The organism is bacterium (assembly GCA_023382385.1).
In the GTDB taxonomy this organism is placed as follows: Bacteria; Electryoneota; RPQS01; order RPQS01; family RPQS01; genus JABWCQ01.
Genome location: JAHDVH010000001.1, coordinates 772,609 through 787,685, shown reverse-complemented (window position 1 = coordinate 787,685; position 15,077 = coordinate 772,609). Strand labels below are relative to the sequence as shown.

The following is a 15,077-nucleotide window of genomic DNA, read 5'->3' as shown; positions in this document are numbered from 1 at the left end:
GGGGCAATTTAAGTTCAGGTTTGCATCGCCGATAATTCTGATGAACCGCGCCGAAAGTGTGTGCGGAATTTCAAACTGAGCATAATTCGGTAACTTTCCTGAATAGCTCCCTCGGAGGAGGAACGCATGAGTACACGTATCAACCACAATCTGCTGTCTCTCGGCGCGCAACGCTCCGTGTGGATGGCACAGAACGACTTGGACAAAGCTGTTCAGCGACTGTCCAGCGGTCTGCGCATCAACTACGCTTGGGATGATCCCACTGGCTTGGGCATTAGCGAGCGTCTCCGCTCTTCGATTGTCGGAATGGTCGAAGCTGAGAAGAATGCCTCTTATAATGTCAACATGCTGCAAACGGCGGAAGGCGCGCTGGCCGTAATCGACGAAAAGCTGGTGCGCATGCGCGCTATCGCTGTGCAGGCAGCCAACGGAATTCTCACGACCCTCGATCGACAGGTCGCCAACGTGGAGTTTCAGCAGCTGAAGAGTGAAGCCGACCGTATCGCCCGCACGGCAAACTACAATGGCTACTACTTGCTCGACGGCACGCGTGCGGCGGCGACTGCAAGCACAGACACCACGCAGGCGCTGGGATACAACGGTGTGAGCAACACTGCTGATGGAAACTCCATCAAGTTCCACATCGGTGAGAGCAATAACAACGGCACCGACTACTACTACGTCAATTTGGGCGGTATGACGGCAGCGGACCTCGGTATTGACGGTTTAAACGTTGCGGACACGGCTTCCGCACAGTCGGCAATCGAAACCCTGATCGCCGCCATTAATTCTAAGGATACAGAGCGCACGTTCATCGGCTCGATGGTGGAACGTCTGCAGAACACCATTCTGAACCTGAAGATCGCGCGCGAAAACGCGACGGCGTCCGAATCGCAAATCCGTGACGCTGACTTCGCCGAAGAAATGTCGAACTTCACCCGCGCTCAAATTCTGATGCAGACGGGTGTCTCGATGCTGTCGACGGCGAATTCAATCCCGAACATTGTCGCGCAGCTCGTAGGCTAATCGGAAGGAACTCTCCCTCTGGTGTTCAGGCCGTCCGCGCTTAAGCGCGGACGGCTGGACGGGGGAGCCTTCTGAAAGAGGCCCTCAGTCCAGAACGATCACGGAGGAGCAATGTCACAGCCAGCCACGTCGGTTTCCGGGTTGGTCTCCGGTATCGATTGGGATACCACGATCAAACAACTCATGCAGATCGAGAGGAGAAGAGTCGACCTCTACGAATCGCGCAAGAGTCAAAACGAAACAAAGCTCAATCTGTGGGCTCAGATCCAGGGCAAGATCTCGGCGTTGCAAGGCGCCGCGCAGAATCTTGATCGACGATCCGAATTTGTGGTCAAATCGGCTTCCTCCTCCGATTCGTCCGTTGTAACAGTGCAGGCATCGTCAAGCGCGGCTCGCGGATCGCACACCGTGGAAGTGCTTGCCCTCGCCAAAGCTCACAGTATTGCCGCTCAAGGCTTTAACGACAAGAACAGCACCGGCGTCGGTGATAGTGGTGGAGACTTCGTCATTCAGGTTGGCGACCAATCCATTACAATCGCTGACACCGATCTCTCTTCTGCAACGACCCTTGAGCAGCTCCGAAATCTCATCAACAATTCGAGCGACAACAACGATTTGATTACCGCCTCAATTCTCGATGATGGTTCCGGAAGCGGAAGGTATCGGCTCGTGTTGACATCCAATCAGCCCGGCCTGAATAATCGCGTTTCAGTCACTACCAACCCCACATCTCTGGATTTTGCTAACAACGCGATTGACCAAGTCGAAACCGCGGCAGGGTGGAGTGGAACCTCTGTGATCTCTTCCGGCGGTATTTATACAGGTTCCGTGAACAAAACCTTCGTCTTCACGGTCGCTTCCGGCGGTACGGTCGGAGTGGATACTATTCAAATTGATTGGACCGATAGTGCTGGCAACAGCGGATCGTTTAACGTTGCGCCTGCCGATCTGGGTAATCCCATTGCGGTGGCCGAAGGCCTCGAGCTTACTTTCCAAACCGGCTCCTTGACTTCCGGAGAGACCTTTTCAAACGAGGTCTTCTCGCCGACACTCACTCAGGCTCAAAACTCAAATGTGCGTGTCGACGGAATTTACATCACTCAATCCAGCAACACCCTGGAGAATCTATTTGAAGGAGTCACCCTGAATCTGCTCAGTGCGAGCGTCGGCAAACTGGTGACGATCTCGATTGATAATGACAAAGAGGCGATGAAGTCGAAGATTCGCGGCTTCGTCGATGCCTATAACGCGGTGATGCAGGACATATCGACCTTCTCTGCGTTTGATGAAGAGAACGAAACGGCTGCACCTCTGCTGGGAGACGGTTTCCTTGCGTCGATCCGACGGGAGTTGTCTGCAGTAGTTGCCCAGCAAGTCGGACAACTGCCTTCCGGGCAGCAGCTTAACCGACTTGCTGACGTCGGTATCATGTCATCCTCCCGCAACCTGCTTACGATTAACGAGGGAAAGCTGTCCGAGGCCTTGAACGATAGATTCGAAGAGGTCGTGAACCTGTTTAGCCAGTCTTTTGAGGCAGGCAGCAACCGGATTGGGCTTGTGACGACAAATGAGAATAGTCGAGGCGGGACCTATTCTCTGGTCGTGAACTATGGTGCTGACGGTATGCCCCTCTCCGCGACCATCAATGGGCAAGCCGCAACAATCGATGGCTTGCTGATCCGCGGTGCAAACGGCTCTTCAGCTGAGGGGATAGTCCTCAGCTTCACTCCTGCGGGTTCGGGAGCGGGCACGATCGATACGACTTTCCGACTGGGTAAAGGGATCACCGAAGTGGTCGCAACAGCAGCCTCGCGAATCAATAGCGAAGAGTCAGGTGCCGTCTACTATGCGATCGACAATCTCGAAAAACAGAATCAGAATCTTGACCGCCAGATCGCCTCATGGGAAAAACGACTCGAGACCATTGAATCATCACTTCGACGTCAATACTCTGCCCTTGAAGCCTTGCTATCTAAAATGCGAAACCAAAGCAACTACCTCGCTGGAGTTTTAGGATAATATGAAAGTCGCTCCGAGTTTCACTACATATCGGTCTATGGATGCCGCCTGCAGCACTCCACAACTCGTCTTATTGCTCTGCGATGGCGCGATCCGTTATACTCGCGAAGCTGCAGAGCACATGCATGCAAATCGCTGGTCGGAAAAAGGACAGGCCATCGAGTCTGCCCTTGAGTGCCTGGGCGAATTGCGCAAATGCCTGAATCTCGCGGACGAATCAGACTTCGTGCGACAACTGGACAACACGTACAGCTTCCTGTCCACTAAGCTCTCTATCGGCAACGCCAGCCGGGACATCTCGCAGCTCCACCAGGTCGCCGAGGCCCTGACCCAAGTTCGTTCCGGCTGGTCGGAGCTTTTTGACCGGCTTCGGATGGAAGGCAGGTTGCCCTCCGGCGACTTCGCACCCGTCGGTTCTGTGCAGCTTGGCACAACGGTTGCTAATCACTCTGCTATAACACTTTAAACTCGCGAGCCAACATGCGCGTAGAATCTACACGACCATACGGCCTGCCCGTACAGACCAAAGAAACCACCGAAAATGCCCCGAATCGGACCCAGCGGGGGCCGGAGCGGACCACTAATGCCTCTGGAGATCATTTTGAACTATCGCCAGAACAATTAGTTACGCAGAGCCTTCTGGCTGCCGATTTGGGCAACTCTGTCGGAGAGACGCTGCCGTCAGAAAGGCTCGCCGAGATCCGCGGCAAAATCAGCACTGGGTATTACTTGACCCCCCAGGCGGCAGAAGAGACCGCCGAGTCAATTACCAGCTTTCATCGCTCAATTCGGAAGTAGCCGTCAGTTTCAGAGAATTGCGACCTAAACCGCACATTCTCAGTAGCCGCGAATCTTTTTGCTAATTCTCATGCTGTGCAGACTCAGCCTCGGCTTCCGTTAGCCGAGGCTTTTCTATGGTATGATACTTGCCAAACAATTTGCGGATAGAAGCATGCTGTGATAACTCGACACTTGATACCTTGTTGAAGAACTTTATTTCTGCTCCGCGCGTCCTAATCATCGATGATGACCCGGACATCTCGAGCGTCATTGCGGCCGCTCTTGAGGCTGTTGGATGCCGTGTGACGACGGAGACTAATGCCTTGCGCGCGGAAGACACCTGTGTGCAGTGTCAGCCTGACCTTATTCTCGTTGACATGATGATGCCGGGTCGTACCGGTCTGGAACTTATCGGGCCTCTGCATGAGCGGCGACCGCAAGCAATTATCTGCCTGACGACTGGCATGGGCGATCCGGCGATCTTCAATCGTTCCTTGAAGTCCGGAGCGTGGAACGTGCTCTGCAAACCGTACTCGCTGTCTGATCTGGCAGAGTTAGTCGAGCTAAGCGTCCGCCTCTCAGCAGCTCTTCGCGAGGAGACTCTGGCTGGTGCGGTGACCAGCGAATTCTCTCTCGAATTCCCAGGTGACCACCTGCTCGACCCGGCGGACTTGGCCCGACTGATTGCCGTGGCGGCCTCTGCAAACTTGGACTTGGACTTAGCCTATCGCAAGCTGCCGCTCATTGCGTCTGAGCTGCTGGACAATGCTCAGAAGCATGGCGCGGGCGGCAAGCCCGATGCTCGCTACGGAGCGCACCTTCACGTCGGAAAACATTCTGTGGAGTTACTCGTCTGGGACTCCGGCTGCGGCTTCGACGGTGCCGCCAGAATTCGTGAACTCAGCAGCACCGCGCCGAAGGGCAAGCTCAGCGGGTTGCAGTTGGCGACTTCGCTCGTAGACGAGATTCGGTTCGAGAAAACTCGCAGTGCCGTTACGGTCTGCTGGAAACTCCCGGCCGACCACGTAGAGGCCCAAAAATCATGAAAAGAATCCCGTTGCGCATCCCGAATCTCCAGTCGACGGGCGCGTTGCCTCACGTGCTGATTGTCACACCGGACGACGATGCTCGCGATCTCCTCTCCAGACAACTGGAGGCTGTGGACTCAATTCAAATTGTTTGTGCGAAGACTGCACCGGAGGCGATCAAGTATCTTAGCGAGCGTAGTCCTGCCGTTCTGCTCTGTGATGTCTCTTTGCCTGACCTGGATGGCTTTCAAATCTCGAGATTACTGAAACTGCCTTTCAGGCCGGGGACGGAGCTGACCCCCGTCGTGCTGTTCTCCGGGTCATATCGCGATGTGCTGGCTGAGCACGTTGCGCGGAAAGCCGGAGCATTTGCCTTTCTTAAATTGCCCGGTGACGCGCGGCTCGTTGCTCGAACCATTGAGCTCGCACTGCACAGGCTGTTGGCCAGCCCTGCGGACTGCCAACTTCTGACACATAAAGGGATCGTCCAAGTCGCCTGCTCTGACGATTCGCTCGCGCATCTGATTGTCTCCTCGGCGGAACAGGATGGCTGGCGGACCCAGCGCGGAATGTCCCTCCCGGAAATCGCGAAGTCGTGGAGTGAAGTCGAACCGCAGGTCGTCTTGTTTGAATTGCCGCGCAACGGCAAAACAGAAATTCCCGTGAGTCTGCTTAGTGAGCTTGAAGAACCGCCCGCTTTGATTGCTTTGCTCCGCCGAACTGAGTCGGACGGTTTGCTCGAATTGATGATGCAGGGAGTTGACGATTTTCTGGTCCTGCCTGCCCAGCCACCGCAAATCGTGACGGCGATTCGCGATGCAAGGTTGAAGTTCAACTTCCGAAGCATGCACGGACAGTTTGAGCAGCAATTCGAGAAACTTCGGGAAATCGGCGACTATCTGGATCTCGTGATTACTAATTCACATGAAGCAATCTTCACGTGTGACACGGAGGGCCGCGTTCGCCTGTGGAACAAGGGCGCTGAACGCGTCTACGGATTCACCGCCGATGAAATCATCGGAATGAATATCGATGAGTATCTGGATCCTCCGGGCTTCACCCGCAAGTCGCCGCATGTGGTTAGATTGCTCGAGCAGCGCGGCTCAATGACGGATCCGGAAGTCGAAAGAATGCGAAAGTCCGGCGAAATTTTCCCTGTGACTGCGACCTATACGCTGCTCCGGGACGCGCACGGCAAAGTGCTCGGATTCTCCGTCATCGAGCGCGACGTTACACCGATCAAAGCCCTGGAAAACGAAAAGATCAAATCCGCTCGCCTGCGGGCCATTACCCAAACGGCTGTCACAGCCAATGATCACATCAATACGCCCTTGGGAATCATCCTCGGCTATGCGCAGTTCCTTGAAATGAAACTCGCAAATGTGGATCAGCAGGATCGCGCCGCACTCGAAGTGATCCAGCAGCAAGTCCATAAGATCAAGGGCATCATGAACAAACTGAAACTGATCTCTGACCCCATCGTGAAGAATTATTCCATCGAAGGTGTCACGATGCTCGACTTGACAAAATCGCAACTCACCAATGAAGCGACAATTTAATTCTCTATAGATGAGGGCCGAATGGAAACACTGAAAAAGAAAGTTCTTGTCGTAGATGACGACGAAGTGATTCGCGATCTGCTGATCAACTTTCTGAAGTTCTCGGGTTATGAAGGGATGGGTGCGCCCGATGGTCAAAAGGCGCTTGACCTCGTGCTTGCTGATACGCCGGATCTGATCATTACGGACATTCACATGCCGCTGATGAACGGATTCCAATTGCTGCGTGCGGTCAAACGGCTGAATCCTGACCTGCCCGTAATCTTCATCACGGGATTCGCGCACTTCCGCCGCTTCTTCTCAGACAAGACGGCGCGTGCCGACGGATTCCTTGAGAAACCCTTCTCGCTCGAGTCCATCGACGGACTGGCGAAAAAGTTCTTGTAAAGGGTGGGTCAGCTTGACTTTTCGGCTCGGCTGAACTATCTTCGATGTAATGGCTGAACGGGAAGTCCTGATTGTTGACGATGATGCTCTTGCGCGCGAGGCTCTTGCCGAAGTGTTGCAGGAGCACGGCTACTCCGTATTTCTCGCCGGTGACGGCCAACAGGCCCTCGATCTGCTTGCCGCGCACCCCGCAATTCAGGTCTTGCTCACCGACGTCAAGCTGCCCGGGATGGATGGCATCGAGTTGTTGGCCCGCGTGCGATTAGCTCACCTCCAGACTCATGTTATCCTCGTCACAGCAATCGCAAACCGCAGTCTCGCTCTGCGCGCTCTCAGACACGGAGCCACGGATTTCCTGACCAAGCCGGTGGATGCGCCGGCCCTGATGCGCGTCGTCGAACGTTCTTTCTATCGTACTCGGCTCGACCAGCTCGCCGCCGCAGGTCAACAGGCGCTCGCGCGGCCGACCTCCGCAAGCATCTTTTGTGATGAGGCAGGCAAGGTCCTCGAGGTATCGCCGGACGCCGCCGCGCTGCTGGCGACCGATGCCGCAAGGCTCGTGGATCATCATCTGTGGGAGGTCGTCGGACATGGGGAACTTCAGGAGCTGTTCTTCTCCAATGAGAAACTTAGCCTCGTCGTCGAGCATCGTGACAGGAAGCTGCTCGTTCAGAGATTGATGGGGAACCGTATCCCCGGTGCTCTAATCCTGATAACTGAGATTACCGGTTTGAAGCGTCTTCAGAGAGACTTGAACTCTCTCAGGCAGGATATCGAAGCCAGAGTCGCGGAACGTACCCGCTTTCTCTCTGAAGAAATCGAATTCAACGAGCGCGTTCTCGATACCGCCAACGTGCTCATCGCCTACGTGAATCCCGATGGCAAACTGGAACGCTGGAACAAGTTCGCCGTCGAGTTAACCGGCATGCCCGTCGAAGATGCCGATTTGTGGTTGTCCAATGTCATCAGAGACGGCTCCTCTCCGCTCTCGGAGGTCTTCGACCCGCACCGCAATAGTGAGGTCGCGGGACGTGTCATAACTTTCGATAGTCCCGACGGTTCGATGCGCCTGTTGACGTGGAGCGCGCGCCGCTTTCGTGAAGGCCCGGGGCGCTGGGGAAGGCTGATTGTCGGAATGGATATTACCGAACAGAAACAGCTTGAGTCGACACTGCAGCATTACAACTCTTATCTCGAAGACATGGTTCGACAGCGTTCACGTGAACTGAAAACCAAGAATGCGCAGTTGATTCACACCGCAAGGCTCGCGTCACTGGGCGAAATGGTCGGCTCAATCGCACATGAGATGAAGCAGCCGCTCAATGTGATTGCGATTACCGCCGACTTGATCAAACTCCTGCGCAAAAACGGCAAGCTGACCGATGATGCACTCGAAAACAATCTGGACAAGATTCGCGGCACCGTTGAGCGCATGGCCAATACCATAAATCACCTGCGCGGCTTCACCCATATCGATGCCGCGACCTTCAAGCCGTTGACTGCGGAACAGGCTGTGAACGGTGCACTCGTGCTTGTAGGCGAACAGATCCGGCAGGATGATATCGAGATCGAATCTGATGTGTCCGGCGGTCTCACCCAGTTTAGGGGCGATCTGAACCAGATTGAGCAGGTCCTCGTCAATTTGCTGATAAATGCTCGCGACGCCATTCGCGAAGCTGCTCAAAATGGTGAGCTTGCACCTGAACGTCGCAAGATACGAGTCAGTGCAGTAGATGCTGATGATCCCAAGTGGATCTGCATCGAAATTCTCGACTACGGGATCGGCATGCCGCCCGAAGTCGTCAAGCATGTCTTTGAACCGTTCTACACGACCAAAGATGCGGCGCAGGGCACCGGTCTTGGTTTATCCATTTGTCTGAACATCGTCCGCGCGCATGGCGGCGATATTGAAGTGGAATCCACTCCCGGCGCAGGGAGCTGTTTTCGGATCTACCTGCCTCTCGACGTGGAAGCTGAAATTGCTCAGGATGGCTAATGATGATCTGTGAAGTTGAAAATGGGAGGTCACTGTGACGGGCCAACTCTCGTGGTTTGAACAATGGGATCGCGGCGTTTTCGATATGGTGAACAAGACGTTCACCAGCTCCTTCTTTGACGCGATCATGCCGATTTTCTCTGACCAGAAAATCTGGTTGATTCCTCTTGGATTGCTCTGGCTGTTCTTCATCATTCGCACCTCGCGGCGCGGCCGCATCATTGCGCTCTGCTGCTTCCTTGTCGTCGCCCTGACCGATCAGATTTCCTCGAGCGTCATCAAGCCCGCTGTGCAGCGCATCAGGCCCTGCAATGTGATTCCGCAGACCCACTACTATGACGACGGCAATGAACGCTGGATCTACACAGACAAATTCGCTCTCACGACCTACAAACCGTCGTTCAGCTTCCCGTCCAGCCATGCAGCCAATATGGCCGGTCAGGCTGTCTACTGGAGCTACTTCTATCCCCAGTTTAGTCCTGTCCTGTTCGCGTCCGCCTTGGCAGTCGGTTACAGCAGAGTGTATCTCGGACACCACTACCCGTCGGATGTGGCTGCGGGATATCTCGTGGGAATTCTCTTCGCACTTCTGATTGCCTGGCCCCTGCGGGTCTGGGTTCTACCGGACGAATAGACCTTCTCTCGTGTAGCGAGCACAAAAAAGCCCTGCCTCCAAGAGGCAGGGCTTCTGATTCAAATTATTCGGCCTTACCGGAACATCGCTTTGATCGAACCCCACGTCTGTTGAACAGCCGAGAAATTCAGCGACACTTCCAATGTTTCACTATACGTGAAAGTCCCGTCGCGGTTCACCAGCTTGATCCGGTAGAAGAAAGTCCTCTCCCGATCCACATCCAGTGGGCTTTCATCCGTAAATGAATACTCAGAGAACGAACCCCGGGCTTGCACCACCCCAACGGGCAGGAAAGACTGCCCGTTCGGCGACCTCTCTATGACGAAGCTCTGAAAATTGATCTCCTGACCGGTCTGCCACTCGAGGCGGGCGTGGTCAAACAGCGCATTCACGCTCATCGACAAAAGCTCCACTTCCGCGCGAGCCGCAGGAGCAAGAAGAACAAGCAGTGCCAGGATTGCAGTGAGTCGTTTCATCAAGGAATTAGGGCAGTTTCTAACCAGTTTATTATAGCAATCCCTTGCTCCAGAGTCAAGTATTCCGGGGACACTCCAAGGGTCCAATCACTTCATGCTCCGCAAGCTGCGGGCCGAAGGGAGGACCACTGAGTTAATCCCAGATACCTCTTTAACCTATTATTTTTCCTAAAATAAATCCGATGATTACCCCGACAATCAAGACTACCGTCAGGATCCGCGAGTTGACCACAGACTTCCCGTGTCCTCGCCCGGCAAGAAAGGCCGAGAAAAAGTAGCCCGCACCATTAATCAGCCAAACTACCGGAATCGCCAGCGCTTTCGCGATGAGAGGCCCGATCCATGGGATGAGTGCAATTAGCCCCAGTATCCCTGCAAAGGCTTGCGTCACTATCCCGACCAGCGCCGCCACCGCTGCGATGAGAGCCGCATCCCAGTCCGCGAACAGGCCGATCAGGACGATCAAACAGACTATGGCAAGCCCGACCAGCGTGCGCTTGTAAGTTGCCCAAAATACTGCAAAACTGGGGATATACATTCGCGGACGTTCTTTGGATGACGAACTAATTAACCGCTTGCCCAGTCCAAAGTCAAGTCCCCAATGGTTCGGCGTTGATTGCCGGAAACATAGTCAAAACAGGTAATTTCAAGCAATTTTCTTGCCTAAGAAGTTGCCCAGCCCTATAAGAGTTCGTATATTATCTGTCCTATGCACCTGCCGCCCGCTCGGACCGTTGACCTTAAGCCGCCGGTTTACTTTGTCTCGGATGCCCATCTCGGCGCCGAGCCTGAACCGGTCGCTTCACAGCAGCTTCACCGTTTGAAGCTTCTGCTAAGTCGTGTTCGGGCCGAACATGGCGCCCTGATCATCAACGGAGATCTCTTCGACTTCTGGTATGAATGGCAAACCGTCATACCTAAACAGTATTTCGAAATTCTGCGCGCCCTCAAGGAAACCACCGAAGCGGGGATTCCCGTCCTTCTGCTCCCGGGAAATCATGACTTCCGGCTGCACGGTTTTCTCGAACGCGAGATTGGCTTGGTCACGTGTGACGATGCCCTCATCGTGCAGATTGCCAATCAGCGCATCTTCGTATTTCACGGTGACGGGCTGCTCCGTCGTGATCACGGCTACCGATTCCTGAAGAAAATCTTGCGTAACCCCTTAGCTCAAAGACTCTTCCTCTGGCTGCATCCCGATCTCGGCATGTGGCTTGCGCGCGGTACTTCGCGGCAGAGCAGAAACGCCACGAAAGGTAACCCGTCCGAAGACGAAGATTACTTGCGTTTTGCCCAATCCGTGATTGAGCAGGGCTTTCAGGGCGTGGTGCTCGGCCACGCGCATCGGCCGGCACAGCTCGAATTTCGAGGCGGCACGTATATCAATCTTGGCGACTGGATTTATCACTTTACGTTCGCGCGCCATGACGGAAACAGTCTCTCGCTCTCGAAGTGGGACGATGCAACCGACGGAGCCTCAGCTTGAATCCGCCCAGCATGATTTGGAAAGTCATGGCCATCGTGCTGTCAGTCTGCTTGGCTCTCGCAATCGTGGCTTGGTCAACTTTTAGTTACTTGAAAAAGGGACTGCCCTCGGTAGAACAGCTGGAGAACATCAATCCTGCTCTGGCCACAAAGATTCTGGATCGCAATGGTGTGCTTCTCAAGGAACTCTATACGCAGCGTCGCAGCTACGCTCCGCTCCGGAATATGCCGCCTGCAGTGATACAAGCCTTCTTGGCTACGGAAGATCACAAGTTCTACGAGCATTGGGGAATGCGGCCCGTCTCGCTGTTTGTGGCACTGGCCAGAAGTGCGGTTACGCTCGACCTGACGCCGCGCGGTGCTTCCACAATCACGCAGCAGCTTGCCAAGAATCTCTATTTCAGTCCGCAACGGAGAATCACCCGTAAACTGCGCGAACTGATGACGGCCATCGAAATCGAGCGCTACTATTCGAAGGATGAAATCCTCGAAATGTATCTGACGCAAACGTATTTCGGTGCAGGTGCGTACGGAGTCGGAGCTGCGGCGGCCACATATTTCTCCAAGAACGTTTCGGAACTTGATGTCAACGAGGCGGCTGTGCTGGCGGCGATTCCCAAATCCCCGACTCGCTACAACCCCCTGCAATACCCGCAGAACAACATCGTGCGCAGGAATCTGGTCTTTGACCGGATGGCGGCGGTCGGGTACATTACGAAGGCCGAACGCGACAGTTTGGTGGATACTCCGCTGCCGCTGCGTCCGTCGCTGGATCAAACGCAGATCGGTATCGCCCCGTATTTCACGGAAAACGTCCGACAGGAACTGAACCAGCTCGGCAGACGCCACGGCTTCGACCCGTATCAGGACGGCCTGACGGTCTATACGACGCTTGATGCGCGGCTGCAGAACTGCGCGGAAACGGCAGTCGCAAAAGTGCTGCCGGAGCTGCAGGAGAAAGTCAACGCGATCTATCAGGTGTCTGGTCTGAAACTGCGCTTGAAGGAAATGTATCCTGACTCGACCACGGGGGCAATCCGGAAACTCGCCGGTGACAAAGCACTCGCGGACTCCATCGCGGCCGCCGAAATGCCTGTGGAGATTGCGTTCGTCGCGCTTGATCCGAATACGGGGCAGATTCTGGCCATGATCGGCGGACACGACTTCGAAGTGACCAAGTTCAACCGAGCCACGCAGGCCATTCGCCAGCCCGGGTCGTGTTTCAAGCCGTTTGTTTACGCTTCCGCGATTGACAAGGGTCTGCCGATCTCGACCAAGGTGTCCAACGAGGAGCTCGTCATTACACTCTACAATGGCGATCTGTGGGCTCCGCGCAACTTCTCCAATGACTACGGCGGAATGGTTGACCTTAGACAGGCACTTGCAAAGTCGCTGAACGTTGTCAGCGTGAGGCTGATTCGTGAATACACGACTCCGCAGGATGTCGCACAGCTTGCGCATCAAATGGGAATTACAACGAAGCTCGATCCGTATGACGCGCTGGCCCTGGGTTCTTCCGGTGTGATTCCGATCGACATTGTCGCAGCCTATCAGTGTTTCTACACACTCGGTGTGTGGTCCAAGCCGATAGGTGTGACGGGACTTGATGACAAGTTCGGGCAAACAATTGATCAGTTCCGCACCGAGCGCAAAGTCGTCTTGTCGGAGGAAACCGCTTTTCTCGTGCAAAGTCTGATGCGCTCGGTGAGCGATTATGGAACCGCGGCGTCGCTGCGTTCCAAGTACAATTTCCGTGTTCCGACGGCGGGGAAGACCGGCACGACGAATGACAACACGGATGCCTGGTTTATCGGATTCACTCCGCATTTATTGGCCGGAGTCTGGGTGGGGCTGGATGATCCCGCGAAGTCGCTCGGTCGCGGACAAGAAGGCGGCAAGGCAGCGCTGCCGATTTGGGCGGAGTTCATGCTCGCCGCTTACAAAGTGATGGATTATCCGGACGCTGATTTCAAGACGACGAAAAACGTCATTACTGCCGAAATCTGCACCGAGACCGGCGAGCTTGCCAGTTCGGGCTGTACAGACGTCCGTATTGAATACTTTGCCAGAAAAGCGGAGTTGCCTCCGCCCTGCAGTCTGCACGGCAGTTTTCGAACACCGCGCGGCCGCAAACCTTCCCTATTTGATTAGGCACAACTCAACTGTCGGTGGAGAGCAGTTTCATGGATAAGCTAAGAATCAATCAGCGCGGCGGTGCCACTCTCTGGGCAACGATTGGTGTCCTCGTGCTCGTTGCGGTCATTCTCGTCGTGCACTTCGTCACACGAATGGAACCTGCCGAAGTGCGCTCTTTTCAGGAACTGGTGAACCGCGTCGAAAAGCTGAATACGCAGATTTCCGAGCGTGAGCAGCAGATTTCCGGTTTGGTCAGCCGGTACAACCAGTCGCACCCGGGAAATGAGATTGACACGACGGGCATGTCCACGATGGGTTTGACGGAAGAACAGGCACAACTGCTGGCCAATCGAGTGGCGCAGGAGAAAGACCTTTCCTATCGCGGCCTCCTGCAGGACGTGATTGACGCGTCACGCGAGATGACCAAGCTGACTCAGGAGCTTGCCGAAGTCAAGTCGCGCCTGCGGCCTCCGGTGGTGGTGCAGAAGGGCGACACGCATCTCGGGATCGCTCTGAAGTTTCTGACCGAGGAAATCGGGATGAACGAAGAAGACGCGTTGGCGATGATCGAAAAGGAAGCACTTGTGCCCGAGTTGCTGGCGGGATTCGAAGTGTGGAACTACTACGGCGAAGGGATTTTCGGAACATTTGTGACGCAAGGTCAGGCGAAGATTACTCCCAATGAACTTGCCCGGGCCACGAAGCGCAAGATCGACTCTGAACGCAGAACGCTGATTCAGGAACGCAATCAGAAGCAGCAGGAAGTGGACGATCTCGAGGCGAGGAAAGCCGAGTTGCAGCAGCAGATTCGCGGGCTGGAAGAAGAACGCGCCGCGATGATGCAGCAGGTGACGGCAATGGCTTCGACGAACGACAGTCTTTCGCAGGAACTGAATTCACTCAAGTATCATATCGGAACATTCCGCGATCTCGAACGAAGCGGCGCAATTCGCAAACCCGCACTGGGGAAGTGGAATACGGGTGACATTGAAGCGGTCCGTCATACGGGGTCCCTGGATCTGCGAAAGGACGCGCGAATTGTGATCAATGCGTCGTCGCTCGGATTGGACAAAGTGGAGAGAATTCTGGTTTTTCCGCGTTATTACCGTGAAGATGACGATTATCGAATTGAACTTTCTCCCGACCGCAAGAGCGCGACGGTTATCTTCGAGAAGGCTTCGAAATTCAATCTCTCGCGGCTGGTGATTGCGGTGGGGTAGGGGAAGAGGTATGACAAGCTCTATGCGGCGGCTCGGCAACGGGCCGCCGTTTTCTTTTGTGGAGGAAGGAAAGTGGATTCGTCTGTATTGCGCTGGCTTGTGTTCGCCCCGCGATCGGAGTTACTTAAGTTGGTTCAAGACGAGAGGTGGTTGCTGAGTCATCAGAGCACAGAAGCGTGGGCGGGCCACAGTTGGCCAGTCTGCCCGGTTCCTCCGGTTCGGTGCTTTGGTTGGTTAGCTGGTGCTAATATAATACAATATTTACGAAAAGTCAAGTGTTTTTCGTAAAAATGTTGTAAACATTTGGGCAAATTGGGGTTAGAGGGTCGAG

The 15,077-nt window shown here is 54.7% G+C and carries 13 protein-coding genes; 11 read left to right on the top strand and 2 right to left on the bottom strand.

What is annotated here, in order from left to right; genetic code table 11:
• The first annotated feature begins 126 nt into the window (after positions 1-126).
• From KJZ99_03540 to KJZ99_03505, 8 genes are all read left to right on the top strand, one after another.
• On the top strand, positions 127-1,026 hold the full coding sequence (locus KJZ99_03540) for a flagellin (protein MCL4304959.1): 900 nt from the start codon (positions 127-129) through the stop codon (positions 1,024-1,026).
• Between the two features lie 111 nt (positions 1,027-1,137).
• A complete protein-coding gene (fliD, locus tag KJZ99_03535) occupies positions 1,138-3,045 on the top strand; it encodes a flagellar filament capping protein FliD (protein ID MCL4304958.1) in 1,908 nt (635 codons plus the stop codon).
• 1 nt (position 3,046) lies between these two features.
• On the top strand, positions 3,047-3,511 hold the full coding sequence (locus KJZ99_03530; protein ID MCL4304957.1) for a flagellar protein FliS: 465 nt from the start codon (positions 3,047-3,049) through the stop codon (positions 3,509-3,511).
• A gap of 517 nt (positions 3,512-4,028) precedes the next feature.
• The gene (locus KJZ99_03525; protein ID MCL4304956.1) at positions 4,029-4,871 is read left to right on the top strand and encodes a response regulator; all 843 of its coding nucleotides are present in this window, start codon (positions 4,029-4,031) and stop codon (positions 4,869-4,871) included.
• Positions 4,868-6,412, top strand: coding sequence for a PAS domain S-box protein (locus KJZ99_03520; GenBank protein MCL4304955.1), 1,545 nt, complete (start codon positions 4,868-4,870; stop codon positions 6,410-6,412). The genes KJZ99_03525 and KJZ99_03520 overlap by 4 nt, the downstream gene beginning before the upstream one ends.
• A 21-nt stretch (positions 6,413-6,433) precedes the next feature.
• Positions 6,434-6,799, top strand: coding sequence for a response regulator (locus KJZ99_03515; GenBank protein MCL4304954.1), 366 nt, complete (start codon positions 6,434-6,436; stop codon positions 6,797-6,799).
• 49 nt (positions 6,800-6,848) lie between these two features.
• Positions 6,849-8,795, top strand: a complete 1,947-nt coding sequence (locus tag KJZ99_03510) for a response regulator (GenBank protein MCL4304953.1) — start codon at positions 6,849-6,851, stop codon at positions 8,793-8,795.
• A gap of 34 nt (positions 8,796-8,829) precedes the next feature.
• Complete coding sequence (locus KJZ99_03505) at positions 8,830-9,429, top strand: phosphatase PAP2 family protein (GenBank protein MCL4304952.1); 600 nt, start codon at positions 8,830-8,832, stop codon at positions 9,427-9,429.
• A 74-nt stretch (positions 9,430-9,503) separates the two neighbouring features.
• Here KJZ99_03505 and KJZ99_03500 read toward each other — a convergent pair whose 3' ends face one another.
• Positions 9,504-9,908 carry a hypothetical protein gene (locus tag KJZ99_03500; GenBank protein MCL4304951.1) on the bottom strand — a complete coding sequence of 135 codons (405 nt, stop codon included), beginning with the start codon at positions 9,906-9,908 and terminating at the stop codon, positions 9,504-9,506.
• Between the two features lie 148 nt (positions 9,909-10,056).
• A complete protein-coding gene (locus KJZ99_03495; GenBank protein MCL4304950.1) occupies positions 10,057-10,443 on the bottom strand; it encodes a hypothetical protein in 387 nt (128 codons plus the stop codon).
• A gap of 171 nt (positions 10,444-10,614) precedes the next feature.
• Between KJZ99_03495 and KJZ99_03490 the strand changes: the two genes are divergently transcribed.
• Genes KJZ99_03490 through KJZ99_03480 form a run of 3 tightly spaced genes read left to right on the top strand, consistent with a single transcriptional unit; the run spans position 10,615 to position 14,746 of the window.
• Positions 10,615-11,391 (top strand): UDP-2,3-diacylglucosamine diphosphatase, encoded by a 777-nt coding sequence (locus KJZ99_03490; GenBank protein ID MCL4304949.1) that lies wholly within the window; start codon positions 10,615-10,617, stop codon positions 11,389-11,391.
• Positions 11,388-13,541, top strand: a complete 2,154-nt coding sequence (locus KJZ99_03485; protein ID MCL4304948.1) for a PBP1A family penicillin-binding protein — start codon at positions 11,388-11,390, stop codon at positions 13,539-13,541. The genes KJZ99_03490 and KJZ99_03485 overlap by 4 nt, the downstream gene beginning before the upstream one ends.
• A gap of 32 nt (positions 13,542-13,573) precedes the next feature.
• The gene (locus KJZ99_03480) at positions 13,574-14,746 is read left to right on the top strand and encodes a hypothetical protein (GenBank protein MCL4304947.1); all 1,173 of its coding nucleotides are present in this window, start codon (positions 13,574-13,576) and stop codon (positions 14,744-14,746) included.
• Positions 14,747-15,077 lie beyond the last annotated feature (331 nt).